This window comes from Bacillus sp. LQ01 (assembly GCF_057624735.1).
In genome coordinates this window covers 1,233,861-1,250,294 of the sequence record NZ_JBYEZL010000001.1, presented here as the reverse complement: position 1 = coordinate 1,250,294, position 16,434 = coordinate 1,233,861, and the positions used below count along the sequence as shown (strand labels likewise).

17 protein-coding genes are annotated in these 16,434 nt (G+C 34.9%); 8 read left to right on the top strand and 9 right to left on the bottom strand.

Features of this window, described 5'->3' with window-relative positions:
* The first annotated feature begins 452 nt into the window (after nt 1-452).
* Genes AC22L0_RS06665 through AC22L0_RS06655 form a run of 3 tightly spaced genes read left to right on the top strand, consistent with a single transcriptional unit; the run spans nt 453 to nt 4,854 of the window.
* Nucleotides 453-1,415 carry an AAA family ATPase gene (locus AC22L0_RS06665; RefSeq protein WP_098944595.1) on the top strand — a complete coding sequence of 321 codons (963 nt, stop codon included), beginning with the start codon at nt 453-455 and terminating at the stop codon, nt 1,413-1,415.
* Nucleotides 1,415-2,629 carry a DUF58 domain-containing protein gene (locus tag AC22L0_RS06660; protein WP_487272175.1) on the top strand — a complete coding sequence of 405 codons (1,215 nt, stop codon included), beginning with the start codon at nt 1,415-1,417 and terminating at the stop codon, nt 2,627-2,629. Before AC22L0_RS06665 ends, AC22L0_RS06660 begins: the two co-directional genes overlap by 1 nt.
* Nucleotides 2,626-4,854 (top strand): transglutaminase TgpA family protein, encoded by a 2,229-nt coding sequence (locus AC22L0_RS06655; RefSeq protein WP_487272174.1) that lies wholly within the window; start codon nt 2,626-2,628, stop codon nt 4,852-4,854. The genes AC22L0_RS06660 and AC22L0_RS06655 overlap by 4 nt, the downstream gene beginning before the upstream one ends.
* An 83-nt stretch (nt 4,855-4,937) precedes the next feature.
* On the opposite strand, the gene bsaA is transcribed toward AC22L0_RS06655, so the two are convergent.
* The gene (gene bsaA, locus AC22L0_RS06650) at nt 4,938-5,420 is read right to left on the bottom strand and encodes a glutathione peroxidase (RefSeq protein ID WP_000219434.1); all 483 of its coding nucleotides are present in this window, start codon (nt 5,418-5,420) and stop codon (nt 4,938-4,940) included.
* Between the two features lie 223 nt (nt 5,421-5,643).
* Here bsaA and AC22L0_RS06645 point away from each other — a divergent pair, with 223 nt between their 5' ends.
* The 3 genes from AC22L0_RS06645 to AC22L0_RS06635 all read left to right on the top strand — a co-directional run bounded on the left by AC22L0_RS06645 (nt 5,644) and on the right by AC22L0_RS06635 (nt 7,440).
* Nucleotides 5,644-5,853 (top strand): DUF3925 domain-containing protein, encoded by a 210-nt coding sequence (locus tag AC22L0_RS06645; RefSeq protein ID WP_000844984.1) that lies wholly within the window; start codon nt 5,644-5,646, stop codon nt 5,851-5,853.
* Between the two features lie 95 nt (nt 5,854-5,948).
* Nucleotides 5,949-6,920, top strand: a complete 972-nt coding sequence (locus AC22L0_RS06640) for an MBL fold metallo-hydrolase (protein ID WP_087967947.1) — start codon at nt 5,949-5,951, stop codon at nt 6,918-6,920.
* Between the two features lie 85 nt (nt 6,921-7,005).
* Nucleotides 7,006-7,440, top strand: coding sequence for a hypothetical protein (locus tag AC22L0_RS06635; RefSeq protein ID WP_001174543.1), 435 nt, complete (start codon nt 7,006-7,008; stop codon nt 7,438-7,440).
* A 56-nt stretch (nt 7,441-7,496) separates the two neighbouring features.
* Here the strand turns inward: AC22L0_RS06635 and AC22L0_RS06630 are convergent, their stop codons facing one another.
* A complete protein-coding gene (locus tag AC22L0_RS06630) occupies nt 7,497-8,177 on the bottom strand; it encodes a DUF3600 domain-containing protein (protein WP_087967950.1) in 681 nt (226 codons plus the stop codon).
* Nucleotides 8,174-8,752 carry a sigma-70 family RNA polymerase sigma factor gene (locus AC22L0_RS06625; RefSeq protein ID WP_000675563.1) on the bottom strand — a complete coding sequence of 193 codons (579 nt, stop codon included), beginning with the start codon at nt 8,750-8,752 and terminating at the stop codon, nt 8,174-8,176. Before AC22L0_RS06625 ends, AC22L0_RS06630 begins: the two co-directional genes overlap by 4 nt.
* 206 nt (nt 8,753-8,958) lie before the next feature.
* Here AC22L0_RS06625 and AC22L0_RS06620 point away from each other — a divergent pair, with 206 nt between their 5' ends.
* Nucleotides 8,959-9,933 carry a quinone oxidoreductase family protein gene (locus AC22L0_RS06620; RefSeq protein WP_025966789.1) on the top strand — a complete coding sequence of 325 codons (975 nt, stop codon included), beginning with the start codon at nt 8,959-8,961 and terminating at the stop codon, nt 9,931-9,933.
* 41 nt (nt 9,934-9,974) lie between these two features.
* Nucleotides 9,975-10,613: a zinc dependent phospholipase C family protein gene (locus AC22L0_RS06615; protein ID WP_000535630.1), complete on the top strand. Its 639-nt coding sequence runs from the start codon at nt 9,975-9,977 to the stop codon at nt 10,611-10,613.
* A 45-nt stretch (nt 10,614-10,658) separates the two neighbouring features.
* Here AC22L0_RS06615 and AC22L0_RS06610 read toward each other — a convergent pair whose 3' ends face one another.
* The 6 genes from AC22L0_RS06610 to AC22L0_RS06585 form a co-directional block, all read right to left on the bottom strand.
* Entirely contained in the window at nt 10,659-11,042 is a 384-nt protein-coding gene (locus tag AC22L0_RS06610; RefSeq protein ID WP_046946376.1) for a VOC family protein, read from the bottom strand.
* Between the two features lie 55 nt (nt 11,043-11,097).
* Nucleotides 11,098-11,907 (bottom strand): sugar phosphate isomerase/epimerase family protein, encoded by an 810-nt coding sequence (locus tag AC22L0_RS06605; protein ID WP_087967952.1) that lies wholly within the window; start codon nt 11,905-11,907, stop codon nt 11,098-11,100.
* A gap of 217 nt (nt 11,908-12,124) precedes the next feature.
* Nucleotides 12,125-13,294 (bottom strand): DEAD/DEAH box helicase, encoded by a 1,170-nt coding sequence (locus AC22L0_RS06600; RefSeq protein WP_087967954.1) that lies wholly within the window; start codon nt 13,292-13,294, stop codon nt 12,125-12,127.
* A gap of 19 nt (nt 13,295-13,313) precedes the next feature.
* The gene (locus AC22L0_RS06595) at nt 13,314-13,841 is read right to left on the bottom strand and encodes a hypothetical protein (protein ID WP_000460219.1); all 528 of its coding nucleotides are present in this window, start codon (nt 13,839-13,841) and stop codon (nt 13,314-13,316) included.
* Nucleotides 13,842-13,931: 90 nt separating this feature from the next.
* A complete protein-coding gene (locus AC22L0_RS06590) occupies nt 13,932-15,620 on the bottom strand; it encodes a formate--tetrahydrofolate ligase (protein WP_087968094.1) in 1,689 nt (562 codons plus the stop codon).
* Between the two features lie 94 nt (nt 15,621-15,714).
* Nucleotides 15,715-16,395: a class I SAM-dependent methyltransferase gene (locus AC22L0_RS06585; RefSeq protein ID WP_087967957.1), complete on the bottom strand. Its 681-nt coding sequence runs from the start codon at nt 16,393-16,395 to the stop codon at nt 15,715-15,717.
* Nucleotides 16,396-16,434: the final 39 nt, after the last annotated feature.

Here is a 16,434-nt window from a genome sequence, read left to right as displayed (position 1 = left end):
TGTAAAATACAGATGTGACATTTCGCACAGTTCAAGAGATTGTCAAAAATTCAGTAGAAAATAAGTTTGTGAGAAAATCTTTTGTTCCGTTGTGAAGATTATGGTTAATCTTAATTATTAGGAGAATGCTATTTTGAGGTATCGACTATTTTGCAAAAGAAAAAGAGTTTTGATATTATTTCAAAACTGCTATAAGGAAAAGAGTATAAATTGTATGTAAAAAAATTTTTCCCAATGTTATTATTTTATATCGAGTCTGATTTTACATAAAACTACAAATCATTATTTACTGTATTGCCCTTAGTTACGGAAACAATTATACTAGATGTAATTGAAATAAATAATCTGAATATTCTCAGAATTTAAGGTAGAAGTTTTACTATCTACAAATAGAATTAGAAATATGTCCACTAAATAGATTAGAAAACGATAATAACATTAGGAGGATTACGATGCCCCAGCTTGATTCATTACATCCCACTGTAGAAAAAATAATCAATAATATTGAAAAAATAATGGTCGGAAAACGAAAAGAAACCATCTTAGTTTTGACAGCTCTCTTAGCTGAAGGTCATGTGCTATTAGAAGATGTTCCTGGTGTCGGGAAAACAATGCTAGTACGTGCTCTTTCTAAATCCATTGATGCTGATTATAAGCGAATTCAATTTACACCTGATTTATTGCCGTCAGATGTAACAGGAGTTTCTATTTATAATCCGAAAAAGCTCCAATTTGAGTTCAAGCCTGGACCAATTATGGGTAATTTTGTACTTGCTGATGAAATTAATCGTACATCTCCAAAGACACAATCTGCTTTACTTGAATGTATGGAAGAAGGCAATATTACAATAGATGGCATTACAAGGCCTTTACCAAAGCCGTTCTTTGTCATGGCTACACAAAATCCGGTCGAATATGAAGGAACATATTCTCTACCAGAAGCTCAACTCGATCGTTTCTTATTGAAACTAAAAATGGGATATCCTACACCAGAGGAAGAATTTGAAATTTTAAACCGGATGGAAAAAACAAATCCACTCTCTCAATTACAGACCATTACTACAATAGAAGAATTACTTTATTTACAACAAAGCGTACGGGTAGTAAGTATGGACAAAGCAATTAAGCATTACATTGTAAAGCTTGTTAATCAAACTCGTACGTACAGTTCTATACAGCTAGGTGCAAGTCCACGTGGCTCAATTGCTTTAATGAAAGCTTCACAAGCTTATGCATTTATCCATGGCAGAAATTATGTTATTCCAGACGATGTTAAACTTTTAGCTCCTTACGTTTTAGCGCATAGGCTCATTCTAAAAATGGAAGCAAAATTTGAAGGAATAACTGGCGAACAAGTTATCGCAAAAATCGTTGCACGAACTACCGTGCCTACTCAAAGGGCGATGAACCCTTGATGAAACGAATGCTGCGAGCGCTATATCACGTTATGAAGTTATCGCTACTCCCTTTATGCCTAGTCTTAACATTTATGTACGCTATGTTTCAAGGCGGGTTTGTCAGTTGGTTTTTGTTTTACAGCATAATTCCCATTGCTCTTTATTCGCTACTACTCCCCTTCTACGCTTTACGGGACGCTGAAGTAAAGCGAATAACAAACCAGAATGGATATGTAGTAGGAGAACAATTTGTAAGCACGATTACAATAAAAAGAAAATTTCCTTTTCCCTTACTTTATTTAGTTATAGAAGATGAACTGCCACCACAATTTATAAGTTGTAAACAAATAAAGATGAATAAGGTAGTACTCTTCCCAGGATTGAAACGAAATATTTCGTTTCAATATGTTATTGACACAATCCCTAGAGGCGAGCACACTTTTTCAAGCGTACGTGTCAAAACCGGCGATTTATTCGGCATGATAGAGAAAGAAGCAACTTTTTCAGTTCCAAATACATTTTTAGTCTATCCCCAGTATGTAGATATAGCGTATCGACAATTGGAAAATCATTTCGAACAAGGAGCGCTTTCAGCAAATATAAATTCAGCAAAAGACTCTACAATCTCTGTCGGTGTCAGAGACTATAAACCTGATGATCGCTTTTCATGGATCGATTGGAAAGCAACTGCACGAACAAACAATATTATGACAAAAGAGTTTGAACAACAGCGCAGCCATAATATCATGATATTCATAGACAGAAACGAGTCTCCTCTATTCGAATCAGTCGTCACATTTACTGCCTCTATTGTAAGGGCTGTCTTGAAACAAAATTCACCAGCATCATTCGTGTCTATCGGAAAAGAACAAACTATTTTCCCTTTAGACAATGGAGATACGCAGTTACAACAAATCCTTTGTCATTTAGCAAAAGTACAAGCAGACAGTGTATTTCCGCTCTCCCAGAGTGTAGACATGGAACTAAGAAAAATTTATGAGCCCGTCACGGTTATACTCGTGACCAGTAATCTTTCTCCCGATATTCAAAAGGCGGCTGATTGTGCTGCTATAAGAAATAGAAAATGTATGGTTTTTGTCGTGAAAGAAAAAGCGAATCAACTTTCACACCGAGAACTCAGTATACTAGAAACTCTAAAAAAACGACAAATATTTGTAAACACGGTTTATGAAAACCGGTATACAAACGTGTTTTTTGAGGTGAGCAAATGATGATATTACAAGCAAAATACAAGTGGGATACGAACAGATTCTTCATGCATGCATGTGTATTTCTTCTTTTACTAGAATGGCTAAGACCTCTTATAGGTATTACAAATGTAGGTAGATTAGATATTTTCGTAACATTTATAGGAATTTGCTTCGCTCTCTCTTTTTTTCAAACGAGGTGGCAGATTCCTATAAAAATTGTCACAGTCTTATTTATCATTCATTCCCTATATTATAAAAATGCTTTTATAAATCCATCTTGGCTAACAACATTCTTTTCTGATATGTTTCGAAATTCCTCCCTGTTTTTCCAAGGGAATTTACTAGATATTTCTCCAGTTTTTCCGACGGTTTTATTTTTTCTCTCATTTTGGTTTTTGAGTTCTTTCACTTCATTTTGGATTATTCATAAAAAACGTGGGTTTCTATTCCTTGTATTGACTATTATTTATATCGTAACTTTTCATAACTTACATTTATACAATGCAAACTACGCTATTATTCGTACTGTTGTCATCGGCTTTTTTATGCTTAGTCTTCTTCAAGTAGAACGAATAAAAGAACGTGAACACTTACAAAATTATGCTAGAGAAATCTCAAAATTACTTAGACCACTTACAATATTTATCGTATTATTAGCAACCATTGCATACTTTGCTCCAAAATTTGGCCCTCAATGGCCAAACCCAATGGATTTTTTAAAATTCAACACATCTGAAGCAAGTAAAGAGCAAAAAGTTTCTACAATTGGGTATGGTTTAGATGACTCGCGATTAGGCGGTCCTTTTAAGGCGGATCCTACAATTGTTTTCACAGCACGAACGCAAAACAAACAATATTGGAGAGTAGAAACAAAAGATTTTTATACAGGAAAAGGCTGGGAAATTTCTGAAAATCCGAAAAAGATTTCTTTTAAAAATAAAAACGACGTCGTAAGCTGGTACGAACAAAATACAAAAATGAAAACGACTGAGGCAACAATTACCATGCAAAAAAGTTACCCTCACCTTACCTATCCAGCAGGATTAGTATCAGTTGAGGCTGCTTCTGATGTATCATACAGTGTTGACCCGTTTTCAGAAAAAATTTATACAATGAATGGAGACTCTTCTACTACTTTACATTCGTATAAAGTAACATATGAGATCCCTGAGTTTTCCATAGAAAACTTGAAAGCTGTAAAAACAAATGAAGGTCAAGAAACAAATCCTTATTTTATGACAAAGTACACACAACTTCCCAAGTCATTACCACAGCGCGTAAAAGACTTGGCTGTCAATCTTACAAATGATAAAGACAACCGATATGATAAAGTATTAGCTATTGAAAATTACTTTACAGACAACTCTTTTACATACGAATCAACGAATGTCTTATTCCCTGCCAAAAGCCAAGATTATGTAGATCAATTCCTTTTCGATACAAAAAGCGGCTACTGTAATAATTTTTCGACGTCTATGATTGTACTACTTCGTTCTGCCGGGATTCCTGCTCGCTGGGTAAAAGGCTATACAGAAGGAAATCTTGACAATACACTTGCCTCTGCAGAAGGTGAGGATGTTTATACAATCACGAACGATAACGCACACTCTTGGGTCGAAGTATATTTCCCAGGATACGGATGGATTCCATTCGAACCAACAAAAGGATTTACTAATCCCTATAATTTTATAAATAATACGCCTGCTCCTATTTCACAAAATAGCGAAGCAAATAATTCTAATAACACGCAAATACAACAACGAAATAATGAAGCAAAACTTAAAAGTTTAATAGAAAATACAGAAGAAGCTTCTACTAAAAAGGTCACAAATTCTCAAACTAGTTTTTCTTGGTGGTACGTATTCCTCTCTACGATACTAATTAGTATTATGGGATACATTCTCTTCACCACTAGAATGATATGGAGGACATTTCTTATTATTCATTTCTATAAATACCGAAAAAATGATGCTGTTTATCAAAAAGCTTACGGTGCACTTTTAAAACAATTTGCGAGAATTGGCATACCACGGGGTGAAAGTCAAACATTCCGAGAATACGCTCTCCATATCGATACACTTTACAACTCGGCCGATATGCAACAACTTACTGCCAGTTATGAGAACGCTATGTATAAACAGGGGCAGGCTGCAGCAGAATGGAAGAAATCCGTACACTTATGGGAAGTGCTTATGGAAAAAGCAGGTTCTCTACCTAAATCAGATGGCGTTGATACAGTTATTTAATCTTGAAAATGTGAGTTTAAAGAAAACGTCTCAAAGAACTACATTGTTCTTTGAGACGTTTTTTAATAAAGTGAAACTCCTAATTATTCTCCAAGTACCTTCTCAATCTCAACCTCTAAATCTACCGGCTTCGTCTGTGGCGCAAAACGCCCTACTACTTTCCCGTCTTTTCCAATTAAAAACTTCGTAAAATTCCATTTCACTGCTTTCATACCGAGTAAACCTGGTGCTTGTTCTGTCATGTATGTATATAAAGGATGAGCCTTATCACCTTTCACATCAACCTTTGCAAACATTGGGAAGTTTACACCGTAGTTTAATTCACAAAAACTAGTAATGTCCGCTTCTGTACCTGGTTCTTGTCCTCCGAATTGGTTACAAGGGAATCCGAGTATTTCAAGTCCTTGGTCTTTATATTTATCATACACCTCTTGTAATCCTTTATATTGCGGTGTGAAACCACATTTACTAGCTACATTTACAATAAGAAGTGCTTTTCCTTCGTAATCTTTTAACGATTTTTCTTCACCGGTAATTGTTTTAGCTGAAAAATCATAAACTGTCATTGTCTTTGCCCCTCTCTTCACTATCATTCTATGTTTATACTATACTACATTCGTGAATATACATCTCTTATTACGTACTTATAAGATATAATGATAACGCTTTATTTCCGTTCAAAATTCGACACATACTACTAGACTTTTATGATGGAAAGTTTTACAATTGAAATGTGAACAAAATGTGACAGTTTATATTCCATTATAAAAGAAAAGGATGGTGTCCATTATGAAAACTGCACAACATGAAACGATTTCAAATCGCGAGTTTTATTTCGTACTATATATGATGTTATTGTATGTTACTGGCTGGGTAATCGATGTAAATGGTTTATTCTTAAGCTCCTACTTTAATTTAGCAGGAGAAATTATGCTTCCATTAGTAGGCGGGATTGTTGGACTGTTCATTATGTCTATTAATAAACAACAAACGAAATAATAATATTACAAAAAGGCAGAAGACGAGCTTCGTTTTCTGCCTTTTTTCTATTTTAGCGTATAATAGAAACATGCAGTATATAAGGAGTGGTAAATATGAAAAAAGTAGAGCAATTATCTTCTCACCTATATCTTATTGATGATTTCGATTTACAACATAATGAACGAACTGGTACGTACGTTTTATTAGGTGACGATATTACTTTAATTGAAACTTGTGCAGCCCCTTCTCTTCCGTATATTTTAGAAGGCTTACAACAATTACATATTGATTTAAACGCAGTTAAAAACATTATCGTTACACACGTTCATTTAGATCACGCAGGGGCTGCTGGTTTAATGATGGAAAAGTGCCCAAATGCTACGTTATATGTGCATTCTCGTGGTGCTCGTCATATGATTGATCCAACAAAACTTATTTTGGGTGCAAAAGCTGTCTACAAAGAAGATTTCGATAAACTCTTCGATCCAATTCTTCCAATTGAAGAAGAACGTGTTCATATTGTACAACATGGTGATACGTTAAAAATTGCAAAAGACCGCACCCTTACATTTTATGATACACCAGGACATGCGAAGCACCATATTAGCATTCATGATTCATTAACAAACGGGATTTTCACTGGTGATACAATTGGAATTTATTATAGAGAACTCGCAGACGTTGATGTAGAGTTATATCTACCATCAACGTCCCCTTCACAATTTCAACCAGATGCGATGATTGCTTCTAAAAATCATATTCAAAGTATGGATGTAGATACTATTTATTTCGGTCATTACGGCGCATCCTCTCATGTTACAGAAGTATATAATCAACTGGAATATTGGCTACCTATTTTCGTTCATACTGGTAAGGAAGTCTTTGAAAAGTATAATGATTTCGATGAAGCAACTAAAGCTTTACAAACTTTGTTAATGGATAAAATATCTTCTCATCTTACAAAGTTAAACGTTCCATCAGATCATTCTGTTTACAACATTTTACATCTAGATATAGAAATTAGCGCAATGGGCATTATTGATTATTTCACGAAGCAAGAAAAAGCAAACTCCACTATTAACTAACAGTAAAAGAAGAGATATACAACAGTAGTTATTGTATATCTCTTCTTTTTTTGAATATATTTTGAGTAAAGGATGGTGGAATATAATGCAAAAAGTGATGCTATACCTCTGCTTTACATTATTTATCGTCTTATTATTATTTGTAGGAGTAAAAATTCAATTTTATTTAGATACAGACACGCAAGTGAACTTTAACGTTTATCCAAGATTATTCTACTTTACACTCTTCCCTCTTATAGTTGGCATTTTATTACGATTCCTTCAATCTATTAATCGCGAAACAAGTAAACAAAACTGGAGCTTTCAACCGGATAAATTTATTGCTATTACAGTGCCTACACTATTCATTTCCTTTTCCCCAGCACTACTCTTTTCACCACTTGCAGAATACCTACCTTATTTAGTTAATATTATTCTAATAAATACAACTTTTGTTACGATAATTAGTTTAATAGCTGGTTATTCCCTTTTAGATTGTTTTATACAAAAAGATAATGCAAATATGAAAAAGTATAATTGAACACTCTTTTTTGTTTCAATAAAAAAGCTCAAAGCTAAGGCTATGAGCTTTTCTAATTATTGCACCTTTTCATTTACATATTCCATAAACTGCTCTGCTTTAATAAATCTTTCTTTGTACGCCTCAGGTACTTCTTCTACTTTCATCCCACCAGTTGATTTTGTCTTCACTTGTACGATTTCATATGTCATTAAAGCTTCCACATAACGGTCAAACTCTTTTTGTGTTAATACTTCTTTACTAGACTTATGACCATTTAATTTATCAAAGTATGGCTGAAGACCCATACTTACCTTTTTCATTTCTTCTCTTTTTGCTGGTGATAATTGATCATAATCAATATTACCGTTCGAATCTCCGTACGTAAGTTTTGCATTTGTTAATTTTTTTAGTTCTTTTGTAAACTCTTCATATTCCTTCGTACCCATTTCATCTTTCGCCTCTGATAATTTTGCACTAAAACGCATATACGCCTCTAATGTCATCGTTCCGGCATGTTTTTTTAAATTCTCGAAAGATCCGTATATACCATCCGCCATAATAGATTGATACGCAAAACCAGTCGTCGGGATTAAAAATGCTGCCGCAAGCACTCCTGCAATAAGACGCTTCTTCCTTTTGTTCCCTCCGCGATCCATTTTAATCTGAACAATTACTTTTTCTTTTAACTCCGGCGGGGCAACAATTCCCTTCGATTCTTCTTGTATAGATTCTCTAACTCTACAATCTAAACTCATTTCACATTCCCTACCTCTCCTAAAAAGATTTCTTCTACTTGCTCTTTTTGACGTAGTTTCTTTAATGCTGCGTGAATTCTAGATTTCACAGTACCAATTGGAATATGTAATATTTGTGCTACTTCTTCTTGTGAATAATCGTGTAAGTATCTTAAGATAATAACTTGTTTCAATTTATACGGTAATTTATGAATGAGTTCAATTAGTTTTTGGTTTGATATTTTACTTACAACATCGTTAGAAAAATCAATTTGCACTGACTTTCTTTGCTCTTCTGCTTTTTTTATAATTCGTAGTCGCATCCACCTCTTTCTTCTATAAGAGTGAATTTGTTTAATCGCAAGTCCAATTAGCCAAGGACGAAATGGCTTCTCGCTATCATACTTACGAAGCGATTCATATAGTTGTATGTATATTTCTTGAACGACATCATCTACATCCGTTTTATCCTCTATTAAAAAATGTGCTGTTTTATATACTTCTTGAATCGTTTTATCATACAACTTGCTATATGCTTCTTTATTTCCTGATAAAGTTAATTGGATTAAATGTGCGTAATCTATTTCACCCTTCATATTCCAGCCCTCCTTTGTCTTACACTATATATTGGCAGGTAATTCATATTTCGTTCGATTTTTTTAAAGTTTTTTTATATAAATTAATATTATGATTCATTGAGTTCATAAGCTTCACTTATAACCACACATAACTATTATATAATTTTCCAATTTCTGATAAAGATTTAAAATAATTTATATAGTCAAATTTAGGAGGATATATGATGAAAGCTATCGTTGTAACGTCGTTCGGTGGTCCTGAAGTGATGAAATATACAGATTTGGATATACCGGCTATTTCAGAAGATCAAGTTTTAATTCGCGTTGTTGCTACTAGTGTAAATTTCGCTGATATTAAATCACGTTATGGTAAAAAAGGAAATAAAGCACTACCTTTTATTCCAGGTATAGATGCCACTGGTATTGTAGAACGTGTCGGTTCTCATGTGAAAAATATTCACCCTGGACAACGTGTCATTGCTTTTCCTCAAAATGGATCTTACGCAGAATACGTTGTTGCAAATGAAAATCTTACTTTCGTATTACCCCATGAAGTTGACTTTCAAACTGCAGCCGCTTGTCCAATCGTATCTTTTACAAGCTATAATTTACTCGCAAATGTTGCAAGGCTTCAACAAGGTGAATCTGTACTCATTCATGCGGCTGCTGGCGGAATTGGCACTACTGCTATTCAACTTGCTAAACTATTAGAGGCTGGAACAGTTATAGGCACTGTCGGAAGTGAAGCAAAAAAAGAAATTGCTTTAGATGCTGGAGCTGATTATGTTATTTGTCATCAAGATGAAGATTTTGTAGAGAAAGTCAATGAACTGACAAATGGTGAAGGGGTTGATGTAATTTTAGACTCTATTTCTGGAACGGTTTCTGAAAGAAGTTTAAACTGCCTTGCTTATTACGGTCGCCTCGTTCATTTCGGTAATGCTAGCGGTGAAATTGGTAACTTTCAAACGAAAGATTTACATGCAAGTTGCCGCTCTATACTCGGTTTTAGCTTTGGAACCACACGAAAAAAGCGTCCTGAACTGCTCCAAGAAACTGCAAATGAAGTTTTCCGTTATTTGCGTGACGGACGTTTACAAATTAAGGCTACGAAATCTTTTCCACTTCAAAATGCAGGGAAAGCACATGAATGGGTCGAAAGTAGAAAAAGTACAGGGAAAGTAATACTAACTGTTTAGTCCTCTTCCTGAAATGAATACTGGAAACAGAGGTGGCATTCATGGGATCACGAATTATGCATGTTATTATCGCTAGTGGTATTGCTGAGAAACTATCAATTCACGATAAGACTTCTTTCTTACTTGGAGCTGTAGCCCCTGATGCTGTTCATTCAAAAAAAGAAAAAGGAACCTCACATTTTTATGCCGGTACAACGAAGAACTATACGAGAAGAATAGATTATGATTCATTTTTTCATAAATATGAATCACATATAGATTCCCCATTTATTTTAGGCTATTATACCCACCTCATTGCCGATGATAATTGGCTAAGTGGATTTTTTCTACCTTGGCTAAAAAATAGAATAGAGAATGACGAAACTATCGCACCCCTGTACTATAACGATTTTAAATTGTTAAATGCAAAGTTGCTTCATCATTACGATCAAGAACAACAGCTTTTCTCTCTTCTCAATCAAGAGGCTCACATTGTGGATATTGAAGAGGTTTCTAAAGAAAACGTTTTAGCTTTTCGAAAGTATCTTTTTGAAGATATGTTGTATCCAAAGCAACATTTGCATGAAGACTTACAAGTATTTACGTTTGACCAAATCGTTGGCTATATTGAGACAGCTATTGAAAAAGGAGTATTTTTTATTAAACAACTCTCTAATGAAAAATCCACTTCAAAAATTTAATCCCCCTCAAATATATTTGAGGGGGATTTTCACATAGCAATATTATTATTGGTTCTTCTCCATAACCGCAAAATAATTCCCTTCGCTATCAGCAAAGTTAAACACTTTACCAGAAGGCATGGTTACCATTTCTCCAACAGTAACATTTTTATTTGTTAAATCTGTATATAATTGATCAAGATTTTCTGAGAAGAACATTAGGGACGGTGTACCAAGATTCAATTCTGGGCTCATTTTAGAAATAATTTCTTTATTATGTAATATAATGCTCGTTTCTGCACCGCTTTTCGGAGCGATTTCAATCCATCTCATTCCTTGCTTATTATCTTCCTCTGCAACTACATGAAACCCTACCTTTTCCGTCCAAAAATTTACTGCCTCATCTTGATTATTTACATATAACATAATTTGTCCTACTTTATGGATCATTACATTTCCCCCTAATGGTTTTTATATTCTATGTAGCTTTCTACAAATACTATCGTTATTCCTTTTGAGTTGGTATGTACTTCTTTGCAAAATTTATCGACTGACTCATCCCATCCAGTTCATCAAAATAATCATTTCTTTCAATCATGTTATATCCGTCGAATCCAATTTTATCTAATACTTTGAAGAATATATCGAAATCTACTTCACCATTCCCTGCTGCGACTTCAATATACTTACTTGAACTATCGCTTTTCACCTTTGTACAATCTTTAATATGAGTTTGTACTATATAATCTTTTAGTAGTAATAAACCTTCTCCCGGATTTTCATTTACATCACTTATTAAATTTGCTGGGTCAAAGTTAACAGCTAGTCCTTTCGAGTTTGCAGTTTCTAAAAATCGTTTTAATACTATTGCTTTTTCAGATCCCGTCTCAATGGCGAAGAATCCTCCAAATCTGAACGCTAAGTCCCCTATTTCATTACAAACACGTAGCATTTTATCATAGTACTCACTATTTTCATCATCAGGGATTTCCCCAATATGGGCTGTTACTATGTTAGCTCCTAACCTTAACCCTTTATCAGTAATATATTTAAAACTCTCTATTACACATTCAGCTTCAGTTCCTATTATTCCATTTTCTCCGAAGCTAATTGCTAATGACGGGACTTGAATCTCATTAAAAGATAAGTTTTCTTTTAATGTATTCCATTGTATCTTTGAGATGTTAGCTAAGTTGAAAGTCGGATTCATAGCATATAATTGAATATATTCTAAATCCCATTCCCTTGCTTTTTGTATTCCTTCGTTTACTTCAATATATTTTGTATTCAAAAACATTCCTAATTTCCTATCCATATGTGTACCTTCTTTTTATTATTTCGCATCATTTTAATATTCGACTTTTTTATATTATTTCCTCGTATAAACCAAATAAATAAACTACCCTTTTTTCGATACTCCCAGTAGAAGCATATATATGATAGGCACATTAAAAACACTAATACAATTCCCATTATCACTTGTTTACAAACAAAAAAGACGTAACTACAAATAGTTACGCCTTCTCCATCATTTATCTAGGCTTTTTCTTCCCAGTAAATGCTGGTTTCTTTTTCTTTGGTGCTTTCGGTTTCGTTTCTACGAATGATCCTTTGAACATTTCTTGCTTCGTAAATACGATGCCTAGTTTTTTCGCAAATTGCAGTAATTTGCGCTCTTCTTGTGGAGTTACAAGAGATACGACAGTTCCTTCTTTACCCATACGTCCAGTACGTCCTGAGCGGTGAATGTATTGGTCTACTGTGTCTGGTAATTCTAGGTGAATTACGTGTGTTAAATCGTCAATATCGATACCGCGCGCTGCAATATCAGTAGCAAGTAGAATTTCTAATTTCCCTCCGCGGAAAGCACGCATTGTCGCTTCACGCTCTTGTTTACTTGCTTCTGCATGAAGAGCCGCTGCTTTCATTTTACGGAATTTCAATTTCTCAGTAATTTCATCTAAACGGAATGGGTCGTTTAAGAAAGCAACTGCTTTTACATCGCCCATATGCATAATTCTTCTTACGTAATCATTTTTTTCGCGTCGCTCACAAATGATATACGTATGCTCAACTAAGCTTTTTGATTCTGCACGTGTTACACGTACTAATTGTGGTTCAACTGCTAAATCACGTGCCGCATCTTCTGCCGCTTTTGTCATTGTCGCCGAGAAGAATACTAATTGACGATCGCGCATCGTTGATTTAATTACATCTTGCACTGCGCCCATCATTTTTTGCTTTACAATTTGATCAAACTCATCAAATACAATTGTTTTTACTTCATGCATTTTTAGCTTTTTCATACGAATTAATTCTAAAATACGGCCTGGTGAACCGACAATTACTCTTGGGTGTTTCTTTAATTTTTCAACTTGGCGCTTAATATCTGCACCACCAATTAAAGATGCACCTGAAATTTCAGTTCCTGCTGTAAACTTTTGAACCTCTTCATGAATTTGCATTACAAGTTCACGTGTTGGCGCTAAAACAACAACTTGTGGCTGTTTTACTTCAGGATTAATTTTATGTAAAAGTGGTAATAAGTACGCTAATGTTTTTCCTGTTCCAGTTGGAGATTCAGCTATAACGTCTTGTCCTTCTAAAAGAGTTGGAATCGCTTGTTTTTGAATTTCAGTTAACTCTTTAAAACCAGCCTTCTCCCAAGCTTGTTGTAAAAATGGTTGCATATCTTTTATCATTTGTTTTTCTCCTTTATCTCTATTTTTGAAGAAAATGCTGTATTGTTCGCACCGTTTCTATCATGTGTGAAATAACAGCTATTAAATCATCAACATGGTCTTCTGTAATCGCTTTTTGAAATAGAACCTCTACCTTATTATGATATGAAATCGCTTGCTTATTATATTCGTATGAAACTTTCTGCATAATCATTCTTTCTTTTCCCCATATAGAACGCATTAATGTTTCAATTTCTTCGCATTTTACTTCTGGTTGTTCTAACGGGAATGAAAATGCTAGCTTCATTTCACAACCTGGTGTAAACTGAGGCACTTCTAGTATTTCACCAGACAAGTTCTTTGCATCCACAGATAATGAAAATGTTGCTTCTACTAATGGTTCAAACGGTTCTGTTAATTGAAATGAGATATGATATATACGACTTAATGAAGCAAGATCCATCATATCTTTTCGATCTGTTACAAGAATATCTCCATGTAGATCAAAATCATACACAGCACCTTCTACGATTACTTTTAAATTGTCAAAAGCAGTTGGATCAAACATAATTTCCTCCAAAAAACAGGCGCCTTTCGATGGAAAGGCGCCACTTGATGTATATATAGTTTACAGATAAACGAGATGAATTACAACCTTTTAGAATAAACCTACTGCTTTTCCATCTTCATTTACATCCATTTGAAGTGCTGCTGGTTGTTTTGGAAGACCTGGCATTGTTAACATTGTACCTGTTAACGCAACGATAAAGCCTGCACCGATAGATGGTTTTAGCTCACGAATTGTAACGATAAAGTCAGATGGACGACCTAATTTTGTTGCATCGTCAGAAAGAGAGTATTGTGTTTTCGCCATACAAACTGGTAGGTTACTCCAACCTTCTCCTTCATATTGAGCTAATTGCTTACGTGCTTTCGGAGCAAATTCAATATCTTTTGCGCCATATACTTTTTGAGCAATTGTACGAATTTTTTCTTCTAATGGTAATTCTAATTCATAAAGTGGTGCGTAGTTGTTTTCACCTTTTTCGATTTCTTTTAGTACTTTTTCAGCAAGGTCAACTCCACCTTGGCCACCCTTCTCCCAAACTTCTGTTAAGGATACTGCATAGCCACGCTCATTACACCACTCTTGTAAGTATGTAACTTCTGCATCTGTATCTGTAATGAATTTATTAATTGCAATTACGAAAGGCACACCGAAGCTTTGAATTGTTTCAACATGCTTCTGTAAGTTTTCCATACCTTTTGCTAATGCATCTACATTTTCTTCTTTTAATTGATTTTTTGCAACGCCACCATGCATTTTAAGCGCACGAATCGTCGCAACAATAACAACTGCTTCTGGTTTAATGCCAGCTGCACGAGCTTTAATATCTAAAAACTTCTCAGCGCCTAAATCAGCACCGAATCCAGCTTCTGTAATAACATAATCACCTAATTTTGCTGCCATTGTTGTAGCGATAACACTGTTACAACCGTGAGCGATATTCGCAAATGGTCCGCCATGAATGATAGCTGGTGTATTTTCTAACGTTTGTACTAAGTTCGGCTTTAATGCGTCTTTTAATAATAGTGTTAACGCACCTTCTACACCTAAATCTTTAACCGTTACAGGTTGATTTGCAAAGTTATAGGCAACTACGATGCGAGATAAACGTGCTTTTAAGTCTTGAATATCTGTTGCAAGGCAGAACACAGCCATAATTTCAGATGCTACTGTAATGTCAAAACCGTCTTCACGTGGTACACCTTGTACAGGTCCACCAAGACCAATTACTACGTTACGAAGGGCACGATCATTTAAGTCAACGCAGCGTTTCCAAACGATTTTACGCGTATCAATTCCAAGTGTGTTTCCTTGTTGGATATGATTATCAATAAACGCTGCTAATGCGTTATTGGCAGTTGTGATCGCATGGATATCTCCAGTAAAGTGAAGGTTAATGTCTTCCATTGGTACGACTTGTGAAAAACCGCCACCCGCTGCTCCACCTTTTAATCCCATCGTCGGTCCAAGAGATGGTTCACGAAGTGCAATTACTGTTTTCTTACCAATTTTGTTAAAAGCTTGACCTAAACCAACTGTTACTGTTGATTTACCTTCTCCAGCTGGAGTTGGGTTAATTGCTGTTACTAAAACAACTTTACCGTCTTTCTCATCTTGTAAGCGCTTAAAAATATCAAGAGATAACTTACCTTTATAATGCCCGTATGGCTCTAATTCATCTTCTAAAATATTTAAATCAGCTGCAATTTCTTGAATCTTCTTCATACTCGCTTCTTGTGCGATTTCAATATCGGATTTCACTGTTGTAGTAGTTGTCATATACCCTAGTCCCCCTTTAATTGGTTCTGATGATATTGTATCAGTTTTTTGTATTTTCTGCACTTATTTACCTCCTAAAAATTCTTTCATTTCTTTATACGTTTTTTAACATAAATACCCATAAGAATGTTAACGATTGTTGCAAATCTGTAGGTAGTTGACCTAACATCTTCTCATTTACTCCGCGCTTATATACGCCGATGCCATCTACAACTTTAAAACCTTGTTCTTTCGCTAACTGTTCAAATTCCCAAGGCATCATCGTATTACAAACAACGTCTTTTCCGTACAAGCGAGGATAACTATTCTCTCGTGGCTTTGCTGTCGGTCCTAAAATTGCAATACATGCATATCCATCTTTCTTTAACACACGCTTTATTTCATTTAACGCTCTTAATGGCTCTTCCGTCCATTCTAAAGAATTAATTGCCATAATTGATTCAAATTGCTCATTTTCAAATGGTAATGCAGAAAGATCTCCTTTTATAAAAGATAAATTCGGTCCTTCTCCGCGTTCCTTACCTTTTTGAATCATCACTTCCGATAAATCTACTCCCACTGCTTTATAGCCTGCGCGACTTAATTTATATGTACCGTAGCCATCACCACAACCAACATCGAGCACTTGTGCTTCTTTCTTCACGTATTGTTCAAAAAACGGAATAATTGTACTTCTGCTACCACTGTCCCACATTTCCTGACTATTTTGATTCCAAAACTCTGCGCTACTATCCCATTTCTTCTCCGCTGACTCGTGCCAATTAAATTTCGTCATACATTCCCCTACCTTCACGTATTATCATTCATTTCATTC